Source organism: Achromobacter sp. T5-5 (assembly GCF_055397965.1).
The window spans coordinates 314,921-332,951 of record NZ_AP027919.1; the positions used below are offsets into that span (position 1 = coordinate 314,921).

Genomic DNA, 18,031 nt, shown 5'->3' on the forward strand with positions numbered 1-18,031 from the left:
AACTAGAATGGCCTGATGCGCCCCGCCACTTTGGCGGATATAGGCAGACCAATTCCTGAAGGCGGGTCGCGGGGGCGTGGCGCGCCGGAGACGACTTTCCATGTTCAAACACGCGCAGCTCGAATCCGTGAAGGCCTGGATGGGCGACCCGGCGCATCGGGCCTTGCCCTTGCGTTCCCGCATTCAGCGCGCGGTCCGTGAGCTGATCCTCAATGGCGCGCTCGACGCCGGCAAGCCGCTGCCCGCGTCTCGGGCTTTGGCAAAGTCGCTAGAGGTCTCGCGCGACACCGTCGAAGCCGCCTATGCGCAACTGCATGCGGAAGGCTTCATCGAACGCCGCGTGGGCAGCGGTAGTTTCGTGTCCGAAAGCGCGACCTCGTCGGCACGGCGGCGTCCCGCCGTTGCGGCAGGCGACCGCCATGCCACGCCGCTGAGCCGGCGTGGAACCCTGATCTTTCAAAGTGGCGGGCTGCGGGAGTTTTCCGTGCCCCGTCCCTTTGCGCCCGGCATGCCCGAGACGCGCCGGTTTCCCCTGCAGACCTGGGAACGCCTGCAACGGCAAGTGCTGAAGGAGTACGACAGCCAGGCTTTGGCCCACAGCGCGCCGAACGGAATGGAGCGGCTGCGCCGCGCCATCGCGGACTACGTGAATCTGGAGCGCGGCGCGCAGGCGACGGCCGAGCGCGTGCTGGTCCTGACAAGCTCGCAACAGGCGCTGACGCTCTGCGCGAATGTCCTGATGGATGCCGGTGACGCCATCTGCATCGAGGACCCGGTCTACCACGGCGCGCGCAAAGCCTTCGATGCGGCGGGGCTGTGCTGCGTGCCCGTGCCGCTGGACGATCAAGGCATGGTCGTTGAACGCCTCGACACGCTGGGACGCGGAGCGAAGGCCGTGTTCATGACCCCGTCGCACCAATTCCCGACCGGCGCCACGCTGGCCCTGGACAGACGGCTGGCGGCGATCGAGTGGGCGCAGCGCAAGCAGGCCTGGATTCTCGAGGACGACTATGACAGCGAGTTCCACTATGCCGGCAAGCCCACCGCCTGCGTGCAGGGCCTGGATCGCCATGGCCGCACCCTCTACATAGGCACCTTCACCAAATCGCTCTTTCCCGGCCTGCGCATCGCCTACATGGTGTTGCCTGCGCAACTCGTGGAGCCCATGACAGTGGCCCGCACGCTGCTGGACGGCCAGACGGCGACGATCTCGCAGTTGACCCTGGCGCGCTTCATGGAAGGCGGGCACTTCGGCGCCCATGTCCGCGCCATGCGGGAAGTCTATGCCAGCCGTCGAGACGCGCTGGTGCGCCTGGTGCGCGAGCACCTTGGCGAATACGTCGAGCCCAGGATGCCGGCAGGCGGCATGCAGTTGCCCTGTCTCTTCGTGCGGGATCTGCCGGAGAGCCAGACGGTCGAGATGGCGCGCCGCGCGGGCGTGGATCTGCTGGGCCTGTCGGCGCTGCACGCGTCGAACGCGCACAGGGCCGGGTTCCTGATGGGCTTCGCGGCATACTCGCCGCGGGAGATGGAGATCGGTGTCAGGAAGCTCGCCGGCGTGCTGCGCGCCGTGTCGCGTGGAGGCCCTTCCCCCCGCGGGGATTAACGATTCATTAATCCTTGCCCTTTTATAGTCGCGCTCGTCAGCCGGCGTGGATCCGTTCGGGATCGAGGCGCTGCAATGGTGCGAATCGTCATGAGCCGGTTGCCGATAACAACAAAGGCGAATGATGAATCTTGCATCGATGAAAGTGAGGTCGCGCCTCGCAATCGGTTTTCTCCTGCTTATCGTGGCCCTGGCGACGCTGGGCGCCGTCTCCCTGTACGCGGTCAAGACCATGGACAAGGCCATGTACGACATCGTGTCCGTGAACAACCAGCAGTTGAAGCTGGCGCTGCACATGCGGGATCTGGTCCAGAGCCGTGCCATCGTGGTGCGCAACATTGCGCTGCAGACGGACTCGCAGGCCGTGGCCAGCGAGATGGCCCGCGCGCAGGACCTGGAAAACCGGTATCGGGAGGCCAGCGACCGGCTTGCGAAGATGTTCGCCGCGGACGCGGGCACGCTGCCTGCGGAGACCGATCTGCTGGCCGCCGCGCAGCGGGCGCAGCAGGAAGCCAGCCCGATCTACCTGCGTGCGCTGGAAGCCGGCCGGCAGAACGATGCCGAGGAAGCCGCCAGGATCATCAGGAATGAGCTGCGTCCCAAGCAGGATGCCTGGCTGGAGCAGTTGATGTCGCTGGCCAATCTGGAGACCCGGCTCAGCGATGAATCGGCGCAGGAGGCGGCGCTGGCGTCGGCGCGGCTGCAGAACGCGATCATCGTGATCATGACCATTGCGGTGCTGGCCGGTGTGCTGTCGGCATGGCTCATTACGCGCAGCATCCTCCGGCAGCTTGGGGGCGAGCCGGCCGACGCGCAGAAGCTGGCCGGCGCGATCGCGAGCGGCGATCTCACGACCTCGCTCAAGCTCGATGGCCGGGACCGGTCCAGCCTGATGTATTCGCTGGAGACGATGCGCATGCAGCTAGCTGCGACGGTTGGCACGATCGTCAGCGCCGCCGAGTCCATTTCGACGGCCTCCGCGCAGATTGCCGAAGGCAATGCCGACCTGTCCCAACGCACCGAGGAACAGGCCGCGTCGCTGGAGCAGACGGCCGCCAGCATCGAGGAGATGACCTCGACGGTGCGGATGAACCAGGACAATGCGGCGAGCGGCAGCACGCTGGCCGTGGATTGCAGCCAGCTCACGGCTGAGGCGGGCCGCGTGGTGGGCCAGGTGGTCGACGCCATCGGCGCGATCTCGACCGATGCGCAGCGCGTGGGCGAGATCGTGTCGGTGATCGACAGTATCGCGTTCCAGACGAACATTCTTGCGCTCAACGCCGCCGTGGAGGCCGCGCGCGCCGGCGAGCAGGGCCGTGGTTTCGCGGTGGTGGCGACGGAAGTGCGCGCGCTGGCGCAGCGCAGCGCGACGGCGGCCAAGGAGATCAAGGGGCTGATCGAGAACTCCCAGCGCGCCGTGCAGGGCGGAGAGTCGATGGCGGCGCAGGCGGGCGAGCAGATGCAGAAGGTGCTGGACGCGGTGGCACGGCTCAAGGAGGTGACGGTGGAGATCGCGTCGGCGTCGGCGGAGCAGACCAGCGGCATCGAGCAGGTGAACGTGGCGGTGTCGCAGATGGATACGATGACGCAACAGAATGCAGCACTTGTCGAGGAATCGGCCGCCGCCGCGAGCGCGATGGCCACACAGGCGAAAGAGCTGCTGCAAGCGGTGGCGCGGTTCAAGACGGAGCGGCGGGTGGCTGCGCCTATGCCCGAAGCGCGTTACGAACGCCTGGTGCTGGCGGCGCCGGCGCATTCCTGAGCCGGGGCGCAGACTTTATGATGCGGCCAGGAGCGGCGAGGGTGCCGCTCTTGGGTATGCCAAGCACACGGGGGAATAGCTGACATGCAGGTTCTGTTGGTCGAGGACGATGCGATGTTCGCCGACGCGTTGACGCTGGCCCTCGAGGAACTGGATTTCTCGGTGACGCTCGTGCAGGACGTGGAGGCCGCCAAGGTGCTGCTGCTGCAGCATGGCTTTTCGATCGTGTTGCTCGACATCGGGCTGCATCGCGGATCGGGCCTGGACGTGCTGCGATTCCTGCGCAGGCGCGGCGACGAGGTGCCGGTGATCCTGGTCACTGCGCGCGATGCGCTGAGCGACCGCATCAAGGGTCTGGACCTTGGCGCGGACGATTACGTCATCAAGCCCTTCGAGCCCGCCGAGCTCTTTGCCCGCATGCGCGCCTTGCTCAGGCGCAGCGGCGTGTCGGGCGACAAGGTGCTTGCCTGGCGCCACGTGAGGCTGGACCTGGGCCGGCGCGAAGCGTTCGTCAGCGATGTCCCCACCCGCTTGTCGGAGCAGGAGTTCCGCACGTTGGAGATGCTGTTGCGCAATCCCGACCGGCTGGTTTCGACGGAGGAACTGCGCGCGCATCTGTACGGCGCGGAACGGCCCGGCGAGAGCAATACCATCGCCGTGTTCATCCATGCCCTCCGGAAGAAGCTGGGCAGGGACGCCATCGAAAACGTGCATGGCCAGGGCTATCGCCTGGCCCGACATCTTGCCTGATGCGGCGGGTCACGAACTCGTTGCGGGCGCAGGTCCTGTTGGGAATCTTCAGTGCGCTGCTGGTGTCGTGGCTGGTGCAGTTCGGGCTGTACTGGAACAGCCTGACGCGGGCCGAGTCAGGCGTGCGCGATCACGAGCTCAGTGCGGTCGTCGACAGCATGGCGTTTTTTCTAGGGATGGTGCCGGTCACGCATGACATTGCCTGGGATCTGCCGCTGCCGGACTTTCTGCTGCGCGAGGGCATCGGCAAGACCGAGGTCCAGGTCTGGGACCGCGTCAAGGATCGCCTCGTGCTGGCGTCGTCCGGTGCGCCCAGGACGCGGATGGTGCAGGCGAACACGGTGGGGTTCTCGTGCGTCAGCATGGACGGGGATACCTGGCGCGTGTATGCCGGGCTGGACCCGTCGGCCCGGTTCGAGATCGTCGCCGGCACGCCCACGCGGGCGTTCTACGCAGGGCTTGCGGACCGCTTCGAGTTTGGATCGATCGTCACGCTGCTGATGTTCGTCGGCATCGGCGGCATCACGATGCTGGTCGTCAGCCGCTCCACGCGCCAGCTTGGCCTGGTGGGCAAGGACATTGCCGCGGCCAGTGTGTCCGACGGCGTGACGGTCGATGAGCGGGCCGTGCCCGCCGAGGTGGAGCCCTTGATCCGAGCGATCAACGAGCGGCAGCGGCGGGTGGCGACGCTGATCGAAAACGAACGGCGATTCATCGGCGATGCGGCGCATGAGCTGCGCACGCCGCTGGCGGTGCTGGCGGTGTATGCGGACACGGCGTATCGGGTCAACGATCCCGTGAAGGCAAAGATGCTGATGAAGAAGATTGCGCAAACCACGCGCCGCAGTTCGCGCATCGTCGAGCAGTTGCTGGACCTGGCGCGCACGGATCGCAACGATATCCGGCTCGAGCCGGTGAACCTTGCGTCCGTGGTGGCGGTTGTCCTGCGGGATATGCAGGCCTCGTTCGTTCCCCGGGGCCAGCAGGTCGCGGTGGACGCCGCGCCGGGCCAGATCCTGGGGCAGGTCGATGCGCTGGGCATCCTGGTGCGCAATCTGCTGGATAACGCCGGGCGATACAGCGGCGAGCACAGTTCGATCACGGTCGGGCTGCAGTGGAGCGCCGCACACGTCACGCTGGCGGTGGCGGACGACGGTCCGGGCATTGCCCGATCGCTGCGCGAGCGGATCTTCGACCCGTTCTACCGTGGCCCGGGCGCGCCCAGCCATGGCAGCGGACTGGGGTTGGCCCTGGTGGCCAGGATCGCCCGTTCGCACCAGGCGCGCGTCAGGGTGGAGGAAGGTGCCGGCGGGCGCGGCGTGTGCTTTTACGTCACGTTTCCGCGACCGCTCTTGGACGGCGCCGCCGCCGGGAAGCGGGAATAATCGGGCGCGTTTCAGGCGCACGCCTTTCACGGCTGCGCTTTTCAATGGGCGGCATATTGAAACCCCTTTAAATAAACGAGGAGCACGCCGCGGCCTAAGCGTGTCTTTTTGTGTCTGTTTTGCGCGTATTTGGCGTGACACTAAATAACGCGGAGTTACGCCGGGATGGTATCTGAACCGCATATATCAGAAGCGAGGATGGTATCTGTTTCCGCAGGTTATCTAGTTCTTGTAGAGATGTTTCCGGCGTAGGTACATATATGGGATATATCCCGTAGACCTAATTGAATAATTAATGAGATATATCCACTTTTATTATTGGGGACGCAAAAAAAATCGTTATACATTGCCTCCTTTTTTCGAGAGCTGACCCTAAATTCACGCCGGCTGCATTATTACTTGCCGATACTTTTTAAACATATCGGTAATGTGTGAAAGGAAGCTCGATTAATCCGGAGGAATGAAGTTTTGGCAAACGGCACAAAGAAGTGGCTGACGGCGACGCTCGCCTTGAGCGCGTCCTATGGGGGTAGCGTCATCGCGGCGGACCTGACGATCGGGTCGGGCAATACGCAGGTGTTTGACGGGTCAGCCAACTTTCCGGGCGGAATCGACGTCAACGGCGGCACGGTGGTGATCGGCGGGAATGGCGGCGGGTCGGGTGTGGCGATCGGCGGCAACGTCAACGCCATGTCCAATGGCACGGTCGCGGGTTTCGGTTCGATCAATGGCGATCTGAATGTGACGGGCAACGCGCGAGTCGCGCCGGGCTATTGGGTCGACACGCCGACCGGCGTGTCCAACGGCAATCTGGTCGTGAACGGCAATCTGTCGATGAATAACGCCGTGTTCGATTTCGAGACCGGTTATGCGGGCCTGCCGATCACGCAGCCGGGCACGGGCGACAACATCACCGTGGGCGGCAATGTTGCGCTGAACAACACGACGTTGAATGTGAAGGTGAGCACGCACGGCGTCAACGCCGGGTTCTACCGCATCCTGTCGTACGGCGGCACCTTGAGCGGCTCGGGCCTGACGCTGGGCACGGTGTCTGGCGATTCGGCGCCGGCGGCGACGATCCAGACGCTGACGGGCGACAAGCACATCAACCTGGTCCTGGGCCCCAGCACGACCAACCTGTGGAACGGCAATGGCGTCGCGTCCGCGGCCAATGCGGGCGGCGGCGACGGCACCTGGAGCGCGGCGAGCGGCAACTGGAGCAGCCCGACCAACGCCACCGGCGCGCTGCCCGATGGCGGCTATGCGATCTTCACGGGCGCGGCGGGAACGGTGACGGTCGATGGCGGCGCCGGTCCCGTGCGCGTGTCGGGCCTGCAGTTCGCCACGGACCGGTATCGCCTGCAAGGCGCGCCCATCACGCTGGTGGGCACCGGCGGCAACCCGCCCGTGATCGTCGTGGGCGATGGCACGTATGCGGCGGGCAGGTTCGTCGACATCATCGACAACCCGCTGCAAGGCTCGGAAGGCTTTGTGAAGACCGGCGTCGGCTCCGTCATCCTGAATGGCGACAGCAGCAACCTGACCGGTCCCATCTTCATTGCCGACGGCGCGCTGGAGATCAACGGCAAGCTGAATGGGCCGATGGACATCGGCCGCGAGGTGGTGCTGGCGGGCGTGGGGCAAGTGGGCAGCACGACGCTGTATCCCACGGCCGTCATTTCGCCGGGTAACGATGGCACGCCGATGGGGACGCTGACGGTCAACGGCAATCTCAACTTCGGCCAGGACACGATCTATCGCGTGCATGCCGATCCCACCAGCAGCACCAGCGACCGCATCCATGTGACGGGCGTTGCGTATCTCGATGGCACGGTGGCGCACGTCGGTCCGAACGGCAACTATGCGCCGCGCACGACGTACAACATCCTGACGGCGGACGGCGGCATCCAGGGCCAGTTCACCGGCGTGTCCAGCGCGTATGCGTTCCTGACGCCGACGCTCAGCTATGACGCGAAGAATGCGTTCATGACGCTGTCGCGCAATGACGTGCCGATCGGCAGCGTGGGCGACACGGACAACCAGACCAGTGTCGGCGATGCGCTGGACCAGGAAGCGCCGCCGTCGAGCGGCAATGGCTCGGCATCCACGGGCAACGGATCGGCCCCGAGCGGCAATGGCTCGACGACCACGGGCAATGGTTCGGCCCCGAGCGGCAATGGCTCGGCGTCCACGGGCAACGGCACGACGGCCCCGAGCGGCAGCGGTTCGGCCGCCACCGGTACGGAATCCACGCCCGCGGGCACGAATCCCGTCGCGCCGGGCGCCGGCTCGTCGCTGGTCGCCAGCGGCAATGGCGCAGGCCAGGCCACGGGCGCCAGCCAGGTGACGCAGGCCGTGCTTGCCATGACGCCCGACCAGGCGCGCGCGGCCCTGAAGCAGCTTTCCGGCGAGGCGTACGCCAGCACCGGCAGCGTGCTGCAAGGCCAGGGCGACGCGGTGCAGACGCTGCCGCTGGCGCACCTGCGCGGCAACCTCGATGCTCCCATGGTCGCGGGACGTCCCACGGCCCAATTGGGCATGGCGTCTTCCGATGCCCTGCCGCAAAGCGGCGCATCGCCCATCTGGGCGCAGGCCTTCGGCAACTGGAGCACCTTCGGGGGCGACGGCAACGCGTCGAGCGTGCACCAGTCGGCGGGCGGGCTCTTTGTCGGCGGCGACGGCGCGGTGGGAGGCGGCTGGCGCCTGGGCGGCGCGGTGGGCTACACCGGCAGCCACAACTCGGTCGCCGATGTGTCGTCGCGCATGAGCGTCGACAGCTACACGGCAACGGTCTTCGGCGGCAAGAACATCGAGGCCGGACCGGGACATTTCCGGTTCATGGCGGGCGCGGCCTACACGTGGCACGAGATCGACGCCAAGCGCAACGTGGCGGTCGGCGGCCTGAACCAGCGGCTCGAATCGTCGTATGACGCCTCGTCGACGCAAGTGTTCACGGAGCTTGGCTACAAGCTGCCGCTGGGCGACGCCTACGCGATCGAGCCCTTTGCCGGCGTGGCCTGGAACCAGGTACGCACGCGCGGTTTCCAGGAATCGGGCGGCACCGCCGCGCTGCGCGGCGAGGGCAGCACGGACGATGTGACGAGCACCACGCTGGGCCTGCGCGGCGCCATGCTGATCGGCTCCGACAGCGCGCCGGGCCGCCTGACGGCCACGCTGGGCTGGCGCCATGCGATGGGCGATGTGAAGCCGACGCAGAAGCTGGCCTTCGAGGGCGGCAGCACCTTCACGGTGTCGGGCGTGCCCATCGCGCGCGACGCCGCGGTGCTGGGGCTGGGCGCCGAAGTGGCGCTCACGCGCAACACGACGGCCGGCGTGGCATACGACGCGCAGTTCGGCGGCGGCAACCGCCAGCAGGCGGGCATGTTCAAGCTGATGACGCGCTTCTAAGCCGGCATGGGACGTGACCGGAGGAATGCCCGGGCCAGGGCACGAATCCGGGCACGATGCCGATCATGAATCCGCATCGTCGCGACGCGCTGCGGGCTGGGTCCAGGGACCTGGCCTTCAGCGCGTTTTTTTGCCCGCGTCCTCTTTGGCGATTCCTGCCGGCAAGGGCAGCCCTTCGGTCCTTGCCAGTCTTTCCATCGCGACTTCGAGGATTGCGCGCGCCTGGCCTGCGGCGCGGCCCAGTTCGTTGTGCAACTGCGCGTCTTCGTCGTTGCGCGAGGCGCACTGGGCGCTGTAGCGCTCGAAGCTTCCCACCATCAGCAGCAGGTCCGCCAGGTGCCTCGGGCACTCGCATTTGAGTCCGCTGCCAGACGCCATGATGGTGAAGAGCGCGTGCTCGTCGAATCGCAATTCCGGCGGCGCGCTCGGCGCCTGGACCGGGGGCAGCCGCTCGCCCGCCAGCGCCGAGCGGCACAGCAACAGCAGTTCGCCGATGTCCGCCGGCACGCGCGCGGCCAGGCAGCCGTGCGCGCGCAAGGCGCGGATCGTCGCGCTGGCGCAGAAGCGGTACAGCACGACCACGGCGGCCCCGCCGCAGGCTTGCGCGGCGGCGACGATCAGCGGCATTGCGCTGTCGTGCAGTTCGGACAGTTCGATCACCAGCACTTCGATGTCGCCATCCGGCGGCGCGAGCGCGACCTGATCCAGCGCCGGCCAGTGTTGTTGCACCACCAGATCCAATCCGTCGCGGCCGCTGCCGGCAATGCGCCGGGCCAGGTTGGCGCCGATGACGCCCAGCCTGAGCGGTCCCTGCGGCTTGGGTTGCCGGGCGGCCGCGCCGGCGAGTTCCTGCAACTGGTCCATGGACATGGGCGCCAGCACGCCGATGGCATGCCCCTGATCGACCAGCTGCTTGAGCAGACTGAGCCGGCGGACCTGTTCGGCCGAGTACAGCCGTTGTCCGCGCGCCGAGCGCTCGACCTGCGTGAGGTTGTAGCGGCGTTCCCAGACGCGCAGGGTTTCCGGTGACAACCCCGCCAGGCGGGCCGCCACGCCGCTGCGATAGGTGATGTGGCTGTCCTCTGAAGCCGGATGCGCGGGTTCCATGGTGTTCCCCATTGCTTTCCTCTGTGTTGACCCGTTATTGAACCGATAATGTTGAATTGTAGCGGTTCAAATCATGGACGAACAGCTTTTCGCCGCGTAAATTCATTTCCTAAGCGGTTCAGATTCCCGCTTTCGCCGCTTGTAAACCCCCCGCCGCTGCGGTGCGGATCAATTGGACAAAGGAGTCAACCATGAAACGTCTTCTGGCAGGTATTTCGCTCTCCCTGGCGCTGGGCAGCGCCTATGCCGCCGACATCGTCGACACCGCCAAGTCGGCGGGGTCTTTCAATACCCTGGTCACGGCCGTGCAGGCGGCCGGGCTGGTCGATACCTTGAAGGGGCCGGGCCCGTTCACCGTGTTCGCGCCGACCGACGAGGCCTTCGCCAAGGTGCCCAAGGACAAGCTCGACGCGCTGCTCAAGGACAAGGCGGCCCTGACCAAGGTCCTGACGTATCACGTCGTGCCCGGCAAGGTCATGGCCAAGGACGTGAAGGCCGGCCCCGTGAAAACGGTGGAGGGCAGCTCGCTGACGGTGACCGTCAAGGGCGGGACGGTCATGGTGGATAACGCGAAAGTGGTGAAGACGGATGTCGTGGCCGACAACGGCGTCATTCACGTCATCGATACCGTGCTCATGCCGAAGTAAGCAGGCGGGAAAGATGTCCGGCCTTGATAGGCCACGGCAGGAGCGTGGCCTATCCTTTTTGCCCTGCGCCGCGCGTTTCTGCGACGCGTCGGGCGCGTCCACGGCGGCGCTGTCGCCCTGGACGTCGTGAGGTTCCCTAGGTTCGATGCACGTGCCGGCCCGCCGGCAGCGGCGCCGTCGAACGGTCGGGCGCTCCCGCAGGTTCAGGGCGCAGCCAGATCCACACCAGCACCGCCGCCATCGTCAGGCACAGCGGCCAGACGACCCAGGGATGGGGAATGGTGCGCGTCATCACGATCATGCAAAGCGTCATCGACACCGTGGCCATGTATTTGGCGCGGCGCGCGACCATGCGGCCGTTGTGCCAGTTGTGCAGCATGGGTCCGAACCAGCGATGTTCGTGCAGCCAGCGGTGCAGCCGGGGCGAACTGCGCGCCGCGGCCCAGGAGGCCAGCAGCACGAATTCGGTGCTGGGCAGGCCGGGCAGGAATACGCCGGCGACGGCGAGCGCGATGCTGATGAAGGCCAGCGCGAGGTACAGCGCGCGGACCCACGGCTTGCGTGGCGTCATGCGCCGAGTTCGAAGTGCCGTTCAAGCAATTCGCCGAAGCGGTCATAGGCCGCGTTGGCGCCGGCGATCACGGCGTCGTGCGTGGCCGGGTCGAGCGTGTCGCTGTCCAGCGAGGCGACGAAGCGGCGCCAGACGAGGGCGCGGCCTTCCGGATAGGCGGCCAGGTTGCGCGCGCCGAAGTCGGCCGACAGGCCCAGGTCGGCCTGCGCCTGCTTGAAGAGGAAGGCGGCACCCAGCGTCGAGCCTTCCGACACGTACAGCCAACCCAGGGCTTCGGGCATGGTCACCCCCACGCTGGCGATGCCATCCTCGGGCACCGCGGCGTCCAGGTCGCGCAGGTCGGCCAGCGAGGCGTCTTCGCGGCCGCGCGCCTGCAGGTCCGGCACGGCGCGTTTGACGGCGTCGTCCTGGAACAGATATTCCACGTCGCGCTGGAAGAGATATTGCGCGGCGACGAAGCGGGCGTAGGCGATGCGGCTCGAGAAGGGTGCGCCGCGTTCCATGAGGCGATGCATGCGCTCGTGCTGGTCCGCGGTTTCATGCTTGAGGCGGTGCGACAGCGAGGGACGTTCGAGGGTGTCGGTGGTCATCGTCAATGAGGGATGAGGGTCATGGGGAAAGACGATCCATCGGGGAGATGGATGATGATGAGTCTTATTATTTCGCAGCGTCTGCCCGATGACACGTTAAAGATGCTTAACAATGCAATGCCCCGGTTTCAGAAGCCGGCTTCGCGCACCAGCACCGCCGCGCCGCGCCGCCACGCGCGCCGCAGCAGGCTTTCGGCCTGTCCGTCGATGACCACGGTGCCGCGCAGGGCCTGCAGGCGCGGCATGGCGGCGCCCGAGGCGTCGGCGGGGCGCAGCATCACGCGATAGACGGCGCTCTCGGGCAAGAGCCCTTGCGATTCGGGGTCGGGACGACCCGCGCCCTGCGGCGCCTGCACGGCGGCGACCGCGCCGCCATGGGTGGAGCTCAGTTCGGGCGCGGCGTTCAGGCGCCGGGTGGCGGTGGCGCCGATGTCGGCCACGATCAGGGCGATGGCGTCCTGTCCGGGGTCCTCGGGCAAGAACCGCGCGCGGGCCCCGGCGCGCAGGCGATGCAGGTCGCCTTCGGACGCGTAGGCTTCGACGATCATGTGCGCCGGATCGGCCAGCGAGGCCAGCCATTCGCCTTCGCCGACCCATTCGCCCGGCGCGAGCGGATCGGCCAGCTCCGCGGCGACGCCGTCGAAGGGCGCGCGGATGGTGAGCTGCTGGCGTTGGCGCGACAGCACATCGAGGCGTTCGCGCGCCGCCTGCAGTTCGCCGGCGGCGACCGGCACCGAGGCCGCGGTGTCGCGGGTCATGGCCTGAAAGGATTGCTGCCATTGCAGCAGCCGGATGCGGCGCGCCAGCGATTCGATCTCGTGCGCGATGTCGGGCGCGTCCAGCACGAACAGCGTCTCGCCGGCGCGGACCGGCTGGCCCGGGCCGATGGCGATCTGCTGGATCTGCGCGCCCGCGGGCGCGACGATGCGGGCCTGCTGCGCCGCGCGCATCAGCGCGGGCGCCTCGACGCGCGTGCGCCACGGCACGATGACGGCCAGCACCGCGATCAGCGCGACGCAGGCCGTGATCCGGCTGCGGCGGTTCCAGCCGCCGCCGCGATGGCGGGTCAGGCGTTCGCGCCAGGCGCGCAGTTCGTTGTAGATGGGGCGCAGGACGAACGCCACGATCTCGATGGCGAACAGGACGATGCCCAGCAGTTTGAATGCCATGTGATAGACCAGCAGGGCAATGCCCAGGAACAGGAAGAATCGGTAGATCCACACGCAGAACGCGTAGGCGATCAGCGTGCGCTCGCGCCACGGCGCGAACACCTCGGGCCGGTCCTCGCCCAGTCCGAAGAGCCATTCGCGCAGCCGCCACCGCGCCAGCGCGAACGACCGGTTCTGCAGGTTGGGGACATTGAGCGCATCGGTCAGCAGGAAGTAGCCGTCAAAGCGCATCAGCGGATTGAGGTTGACGGCCAGGGTCAGCAGCCAGGTCGTCGTCGCCAGGGTGAACGCGGCGCTGCGCAACATGCCGTCGGGCAGGAAGCTCCACGCGAGCGTGGCCCAGGCGGCCAGTGCGGTCTCGGCCAGCATGCCGGCAGCGCCGATCGACATGCGCTGGCGCCGGCTGGCCAGGCGCCAGGCCCCCGACGTGTCGGTGTACAGCACCGGCCACATGACCATGAACGCCACGCCCATGGTGGCGACGCGGCAGCCATGGTGCTTGGCCGCGTACGCGTGGCCCAGCTCGTGCAGCACCTTGGCCGCGCCCAGCGTGACGGCGGCGGCCAGCGCGCCTTCCAGCGTGAAAAAGTGCAGGAAGGTGTGCAGGAACTGGTCCCACTGGCGCGCGGCGAGAAACAGCCCCAGTACGCCGGCCGCCAGCGTCAGCCGGAAGAAGACGCCCGACAGCAGCGCACGCCGCACCGCGGGCAGCGTGCGTTCGAGAAACGCGTCGGGACGGACCAGCGGGATGCGGAAGAACAGGTACTGGTGGACCAGGCTCTTGAGCCAATGGCTGCTGCGCCGCGCCTGCGCTTCCTTGGCGTAGCGCGCGATGGCGTCGGGGCCGCGCAGTTGCGCCAGGCTGTTGGCCTGCAGGAACTGGGCAAAGTCCTCGACGTCTTCCTCGCTGACCGCCAGCGTGGTGTCGCGGGCCGCCGCGCTGGCCACCGCATCGGCGCTGCCCAGGCCCCAGCGCGCCAGCATTTCCGCTTCCGCCCAGCCGATCTGGAAGAACAGGCCCCGGCCCGGGTCTTCCAGCGTCCAGGCCGGCGAGCCGTCGTGGTTGGGCGGTGCGCGATGCAGCAGCAGCTCTTCGCGCAGCGCGGGCAGCGCGCCGCTCACATGCCCAGCCATACGCGCAGCGTTGACAGCGGTTTGCGCAGCAGGTAGCCGGCCAGCGGCGTGCGCTCGCCGTACAGCTTTGCGGTGCCCTTGAGACCTACGCGCGGCTGCGCGGCCAGCGCGTCGTCGTCCAGGCGCGCCCGGACGCGATAGGCCATGGTGCCGTCGGCGGTGGGGGCGGCGCGATAGCCCACGCGCAGCAGCGTGGCGGGCAAGGGATCGGCCGGCGCGGTGTTCAGAAAGAGGCGGACCGGGGCCTGGTCCGGCAGCGCGATGGCGTCGCCGACCGGCAAGTGGATGTCCAGTTCGACGTCCGCCGGGTCGGCGACCATCATGATGCGCTCGCCCAGCGCGACGGGCTTGCCGATCCAGTCGGCCGGGTCGTCGAACAGCACGATGCCGGCGCGTTCGGCGCGCAACTGGGCGCGCGCCACGGCCCGGGCATAGAAGTCCATGTCGCTCGCGGCCTGTGCGCGCTTGCCCTGCGCCAGCGCCAGCGTGGCCTTGCTGCGGTCGTCGACCAGCGCCTGCTGCTGGTTCTGCCGCAGTTCGGCTTCGGCGACGGCAAGCGCCTGGCGGGCGCTTTCCAGCCGCCCTTCGAGGTCGCGCACGTCCAGCGCGGCCAGCAACTGGCCTTTCTCCACGGCCTGGTTCGGCGTGACGGCGATCTGGTCGACCACGCCCTGCAGCGGCGCGCGCACGGCCATCGGCGCGCGCGCCACGATTTCGGCGGGCGCCAGCACCGATTGGCGGACCGGCACGAACAGGAGCGCGACGGCGGCCAGGCCCAGCGCCAGCCAGATGCGCGTGCGGCGTCTGCCATGGCGCAGGCGGGACCACCAGGCGGCCGCGCCGCGCGGCGTCCGCGCGGGCGCGAGGGCGCGCCAGGCGTGGGCGTAGGCGTCGGCCAGCAGGCCCAGCATCGCGGTCTCCGCGCCCGTCCACGGGGCGTCGCGCCACAAGGCCAGCAGGGCGTCGCGGGGGCGCGCGCCGTCCGCCGCATTCAGCGGCAAGCGCAGCAGCAGGCCATGGCCCGGCAGATGCTCTGCCCACATCGCCTGTTCATCGGGACTGGCGGAAAAGCTCCCGCTCGTGCCATCGTCCGCGCGACGCGACAGCAGGCCGGCCAGCCACGCCGTGTAGGGCGCGTTCGCATCCGGCACGGCCAGGCCCGACAGCGCGGCGATCCGGCCGTCCGCGCCGGCGCGCGGCAGCCACAGCGCCGCCTGCCGGTACGGCGCCAGCGCATGCGTGTCGTTGACCATCAGGAAGCCCAGCCCCTCCGTGTCCGCGCACGCCCGCGCGCGCTTTTCCAGCTGGAGCAGCGCGGCCAGCCGCTGTTCTTTAGAAACGGCGTCTGTCACGGCGCGCCCGTGGCGGGAAGGTCCACGCGGACGCTGCCGCTCATGCCCGGCAGCAGTTGCGCGGCGGTGTCCTGCGCATCCGCGAGGCGTCCGATGATCTTGACCGACTGGCTGACCGGGTCCACCGCGCCCGCGATGTGCGACACCGCGGCCTCGTAGGTGCGTCCCGTCTCGTCGACCGTGATGCGCAGCGCCGAGCCGGGCTTGAGCCAGGCGAGCCAGCGCGACGGCACGATCGCTTCCAGCTCGAAGGCCGAGTCGTCGTAGATGCTGAGGAGCTTCTCGCCTTCGGCCACGCTTTCGGCGGCGCGCGCGTAGGTTTCGCCGACCCGGCCCGCGAACGGCGCGTTGATGGCGCAGCGGTCCACGAGGACGCGTTCGGCGCTGCTTTCCGCGCGCGCGACGGCCACGGCCGCGCGCGCCTGTTCGACGTCGGAACGGCTGATGGAGCGCAGCGCTTCGAGCTGTTCGGCGACCGCCTGCTTTTTGCGCGCGGCCGATTCGGCCAGCACGGCGCGTTCCAGGCGGGCGCGGTTCAAGGCGCAGTCGTAGGCGACCAGCACATCGCCCTGCTTGAAGCGGTCGCCCTCGCGAAACGGCAGCGCGTCGATCTTGCCGGACAGGCTGCTTGAGATGACGGCACGGCGCGCGGCCACCAGTTGCGCGCGGGCGCTGTCGGGGGCGGGAGTGGCGGCCGCGGCGGGCATGGCAGGCGTTCCCGCCGCGGGCAGCGGCGCGGCCAGCGGGGTCGGTCCCGGCGCCTGGGCGAGGGCCGCGGGCGGCAGGGCCAGGCAGACGCTCAGCAGCAGGCCCGCGCGCGTGGCGGATCGGATCACGTTCCGCATATCAGCGCGCGCCCGCTGGCAGTGCCGAGGCGTCCGCCGGGCCGGCGGCGGCGACCGAGCCCAGGCTGCTCCACAGATTGCCGGTGACCGTGCGCAGCGCGGCCGGGATGGCCGGCTCGATGACGGGCGCGGCCGCGTCGGCCACGGGGGTGGCGACGGCCAGCCCTTCCGGCGCGCCAGCCTGCGGCGGCGGGACCAGGCGCGGGATGTCGACGTGGCCGCTCTCGATCTGCCGGTTGGTGTCGGCGATGTCGCGCGCCAGGCTGGCCAGGCTCTCGTCGGCGATGCGATCGGGCAAGGGGTCGATGCCGGCCGCCTGGTAGATCGTGTTCTGCGCATTGACCAGCTCCGCGTAGCTCAGGTCGCGCGCCCGCGTGGCGAGCAGCGTTTCGACCTTGGCGCGCACGACTTCCAGGTGCGTTTCCGCGCTGCTGCGCGCGGCGTTTTCGGTCTGCACCTGGATCGCATCCTGCAGGCGGCTCAGCTCGCTGGCGCGGCGAAAGGCAGTCTCGGCACGCTGGCGTTCCAGCCATGCGATGTGGACCTGGCTGAGCACCGTCATGCGCAGCGCCTGGCGCCGCAGTTCGGCCACCTTTTCGCGCGACTCGCCGGCGCGGCTGATGGACGACCACGACAGCACGTTCAGGAGGTTCCAGCTGACCTGCATGCCGGCGTCGGCCCAGTTGTTGTTGACGAGGTATTTGTTGCTGTCGTAGTTCAGCCCGCCGAAAAGCGAGGCGTTGGGCAACAGGCGCAGCAGCGACATGCGCGTTTCCAGCACGGCGTTGCGCGCGAGGTAGCTTTCTTCGCGCAGTTCCGGACGGCGGACCATGGCCAGGGCCTCCAGGTCCTGCAGTTCGTAGGCCAGGGCGGGCGGCGCGAGCGTGGCCGCGTCGGGCGCGGCCAGCTGGAAGTCGGCCGAGGGCGGCAGGTTCATCAGCGTGGCGAGCCGGGCCTTGGCCTGCGCCAGTTCGATGTCCAGCGCTTCGGTCTGGCGCACCATGTTCAGGAGGTCGCGCTGATAGCGCAGCGCCAGGATGGGCGCCACCAGCCGTTTCTGCTCGGTCTGGCGCGCGTATTCCAGCGTCTGGCGGGCTTCGGCCAGGGTCGAGGCCACGCGGTCCTTCAGACGTTCGGCGGTGACGGCGTTCCAGTAGGCGGTGCGCGTCTGGCGGATGATGTCGGCCACCACGCGGCGGCGCCGCTCTTCCGCGGCCAGCGCCTTGTTGCCTTGCGCCTTGGCGCCGAAGTAGCTCAGGCCGAAATCCAGCACGTTCCACGTCAGTTGCAGGTCGGCCGTGTGCGTGTCGCGCTCCTGGCTGGTCGAGGGCACGAGCGACTGCTGGCCGGTGGCCAGCGATTCGCTGGACGAACCGTAATCGTTGTTGCGCGCGCGCATGCCCGCGCGGGCGGTCAGCTTGGGCAGCATGCCCTGCTTCTGCACGTCCACCAGGTCGTCTTCCAGCGCGCGCTCCATCAGGGCCAGCCGCTGCTCCAGGTTGTACTTGACGGCGCGGGCGATGGCCTCATCCAGCGTGATGGGACCCGTCACCGGCTCCTGGCGGGCAAACATGGCGCCGCGGTCGGCCTGGTCGAGCTGGAGCAGGTCCTGCGTGCTCAGCGTGTCGGGCGGCGTCACGGCGCAGCCGGCGAGAACGGCGGTGGCGAGCACCGTCAGGGCGAAGCGGCGGGCGCGGTGTGTCAT

Annotated in this window: 13 protein-coding genes; 6 read left to right on the forward strand and 7 right to left on the reverse strand. The window is 68.3% G+C overall.

The annotated features are described in order from the left end of the window. Positions 1–100: 100 nt before the first annotated feature. The 5 genes from pdxR to ACZ50Q_RS01570 all read left to right on the forward strand — a co-directional run bounded on the left by pdxR (position 101) and on the right by ACZ50Q_RS01570 (position 8,911). Positions 101–1,606 carry a MocR-like pyridoxine biosynthesis transcription factor PdxR gene (gene pdxR / locus ACZ50Q_RS01550; protein WP_464080319.1) on the forward strand — a complete coding sequence of 502 codons (1,506 nt, stop codon included), beginning with the start codon at positions 101–103 and terminating at the stop codon, positions 1,604–1,606. 121 nt (positions 1,607–1,727) lie between these two features. Then, positions 1,728–3,368, forward strand: a complete 1,641-nt coding sequence (locus ACZ50Q_RS01555) for a methyl-accepting chemotaxis protein (RefSeq protein ID WP_464080320.1) — start codon at positions 1,728–1,730, stop codon at positions 3,366–3,368. 84 nt (positions 3,369–3,452) lie between these two features. Beyond that, positions 3,453–4,118, forward strand: a complete 666-nt coding sequence (locus ACZ50Q_RS01560; RefSeq protein WP_464080321.1) for a response regulator transcription factor — start codon at positions 3,453–3,455, stop codon at positions 4,116–4,118. A gap of 38 nt (positions 4,119–4,156) precedes the next feature. After that, positions 4,157–5,503: a sensor histidine kinase gene (locus tag ACZ50Q_RS01565; protein WP_464080322.1), complete on the forward strand. Its 1,347-nt coding sequence runs from the start codon at positions 4,157–4,159 to the stop codon at positions 5,501–5,503. A gap of 468 nt (positions 5,504–5,971) precedes the next feature. Continuing rightward, the gene (locus ACZ50Q_RS01570) at positions 5,972–8,911 is read left to right on the forward strand and encodes an autotransporter outer membrane beta-barrel domain-containing protein (RefSeq protein ID WP_464080323.1); all 2,940 of its coding nucleotides are present in this window, start codon (positions 5,972–5,974) and stop codon (positions 8,909–8,911) included. 117 nt (positions 8,912–9,028) lie between these two features. On the opposite strand, the gene ACZ50Q_RS01575 is transcribed toward ACZ50Q_RS01570, so the two are convergent. Continuing rightward, positions 9,029–10,018, reverse strand: coding sequence for a MerR family transcriptional regulator (locus ACZ50Q_RS01575; RefSeq protein ID WP_464080324.1), 990 nt, complete (start codon positions 10,016–10,018; stop codon positions 9,029–9,031). Between the two features lie 191 nt (positions 10,019–10,209). Between ACZ50Q_RS01575 and ACZ50Q_RS01580 the strand changes: the two genes are divergently transcribed. After that, positions 10,210–10,665: a fasciclin domain-containing protein gene (locus tag ACZ50Q_RS01580; protein WP_076517738.1), complete on the forward strand. Its 456-nt coding sequence runs from the start codon at positions 10,210–10,212 to the stop codon at positions 10,663–10,665. Between the two features lie 136 nt (positions 10,666–10,801). On the opposite strand, the gene ACZ50Q_RS01585 is transcribed toward ACZ50Q_RS01580, so the two are convergent. From ACZ50Q_RS01585 to ACZ50Q_RS01610, 6 genes are all read right to left on the reverse strand, one after another. After that, complete coding sequence (locus ACZ50Q_RS01585; RefSeq protein ID WP_464080325.1) at positions 10,802–11,236, reverse strand: YbaN family protein; 435 nt, start codon at positions 11,234–11,236, stop codon at positions 10,802–10,804. After that, entirely contained in the window at positions 11,233–11,826 is a 594-nt protein-coding gene (locus tag ACZ50Q_RS01590) for a biliverdin-producing heme oxygenase (RefSeq protein WP_076517734.1), read from the reverse strand. Before ACZ50Q_RS01590 ends, ACZ50Q_RS01585 begins: the two co-directional genes overlap by 4 nt. Before the next feature lie 128 nt (positions 11,827–11,954). Further along, positions 11,955–14,129 carry an efflux RND transporter periplasmic adaptor subunit gene (locus tag ACZ50Q_RS01595; RefSeq protein WP_464080326.1) on the reverse strand — a complete coding sequence of 725 codons (2,175 nt, stop codon included), beginning with the start codon at positions 14,127–14,129 and terminating at the stop codon, positions 11,955–11,957. After that, entirely contained in the window at positions 14,114–15,481 is a 1,368-nt protein-coding gene (locus tag ACZ50Q_RS01600; protein WP_464080327.1) for an efflux RND transporter periplasmic adaptor subunit, read from the reverse strand. The genes ACZ50Q_RS01595 and ACZ50Q_RS01600 overlap by 16 nt, the downstream gene beginning before the upstream one ends. Beyond that, positions 15,478–16,317 (reverse strand): efflux RND transporter periplasmic adaptor subunit, encoded by an 840-nt coding sequence (locus ACZ50Q_RS01605; protein WP_464080328.1) that lies wholly within the window; start codon positions 16,315–16,317, stop codon positions 15,478–15,480. Before ACZ50Q_RS01605 ends, ACZ50Q_RS01600 begins: the two co-directional genes overlap by 4 nt. A 10-nt stretch (positions 16,318–16,327) precedes the next feature. Next, positions 16,328–18,031 (reverse strand): TolC family protein, encoded by a 1,704-nt coding sequence (locus tag ACZ50Q_RS01610; protein WP_464080329.1) that lies wholly within the window; start codon positions 18,029–18,031, stop codon positions 16,328–16,330.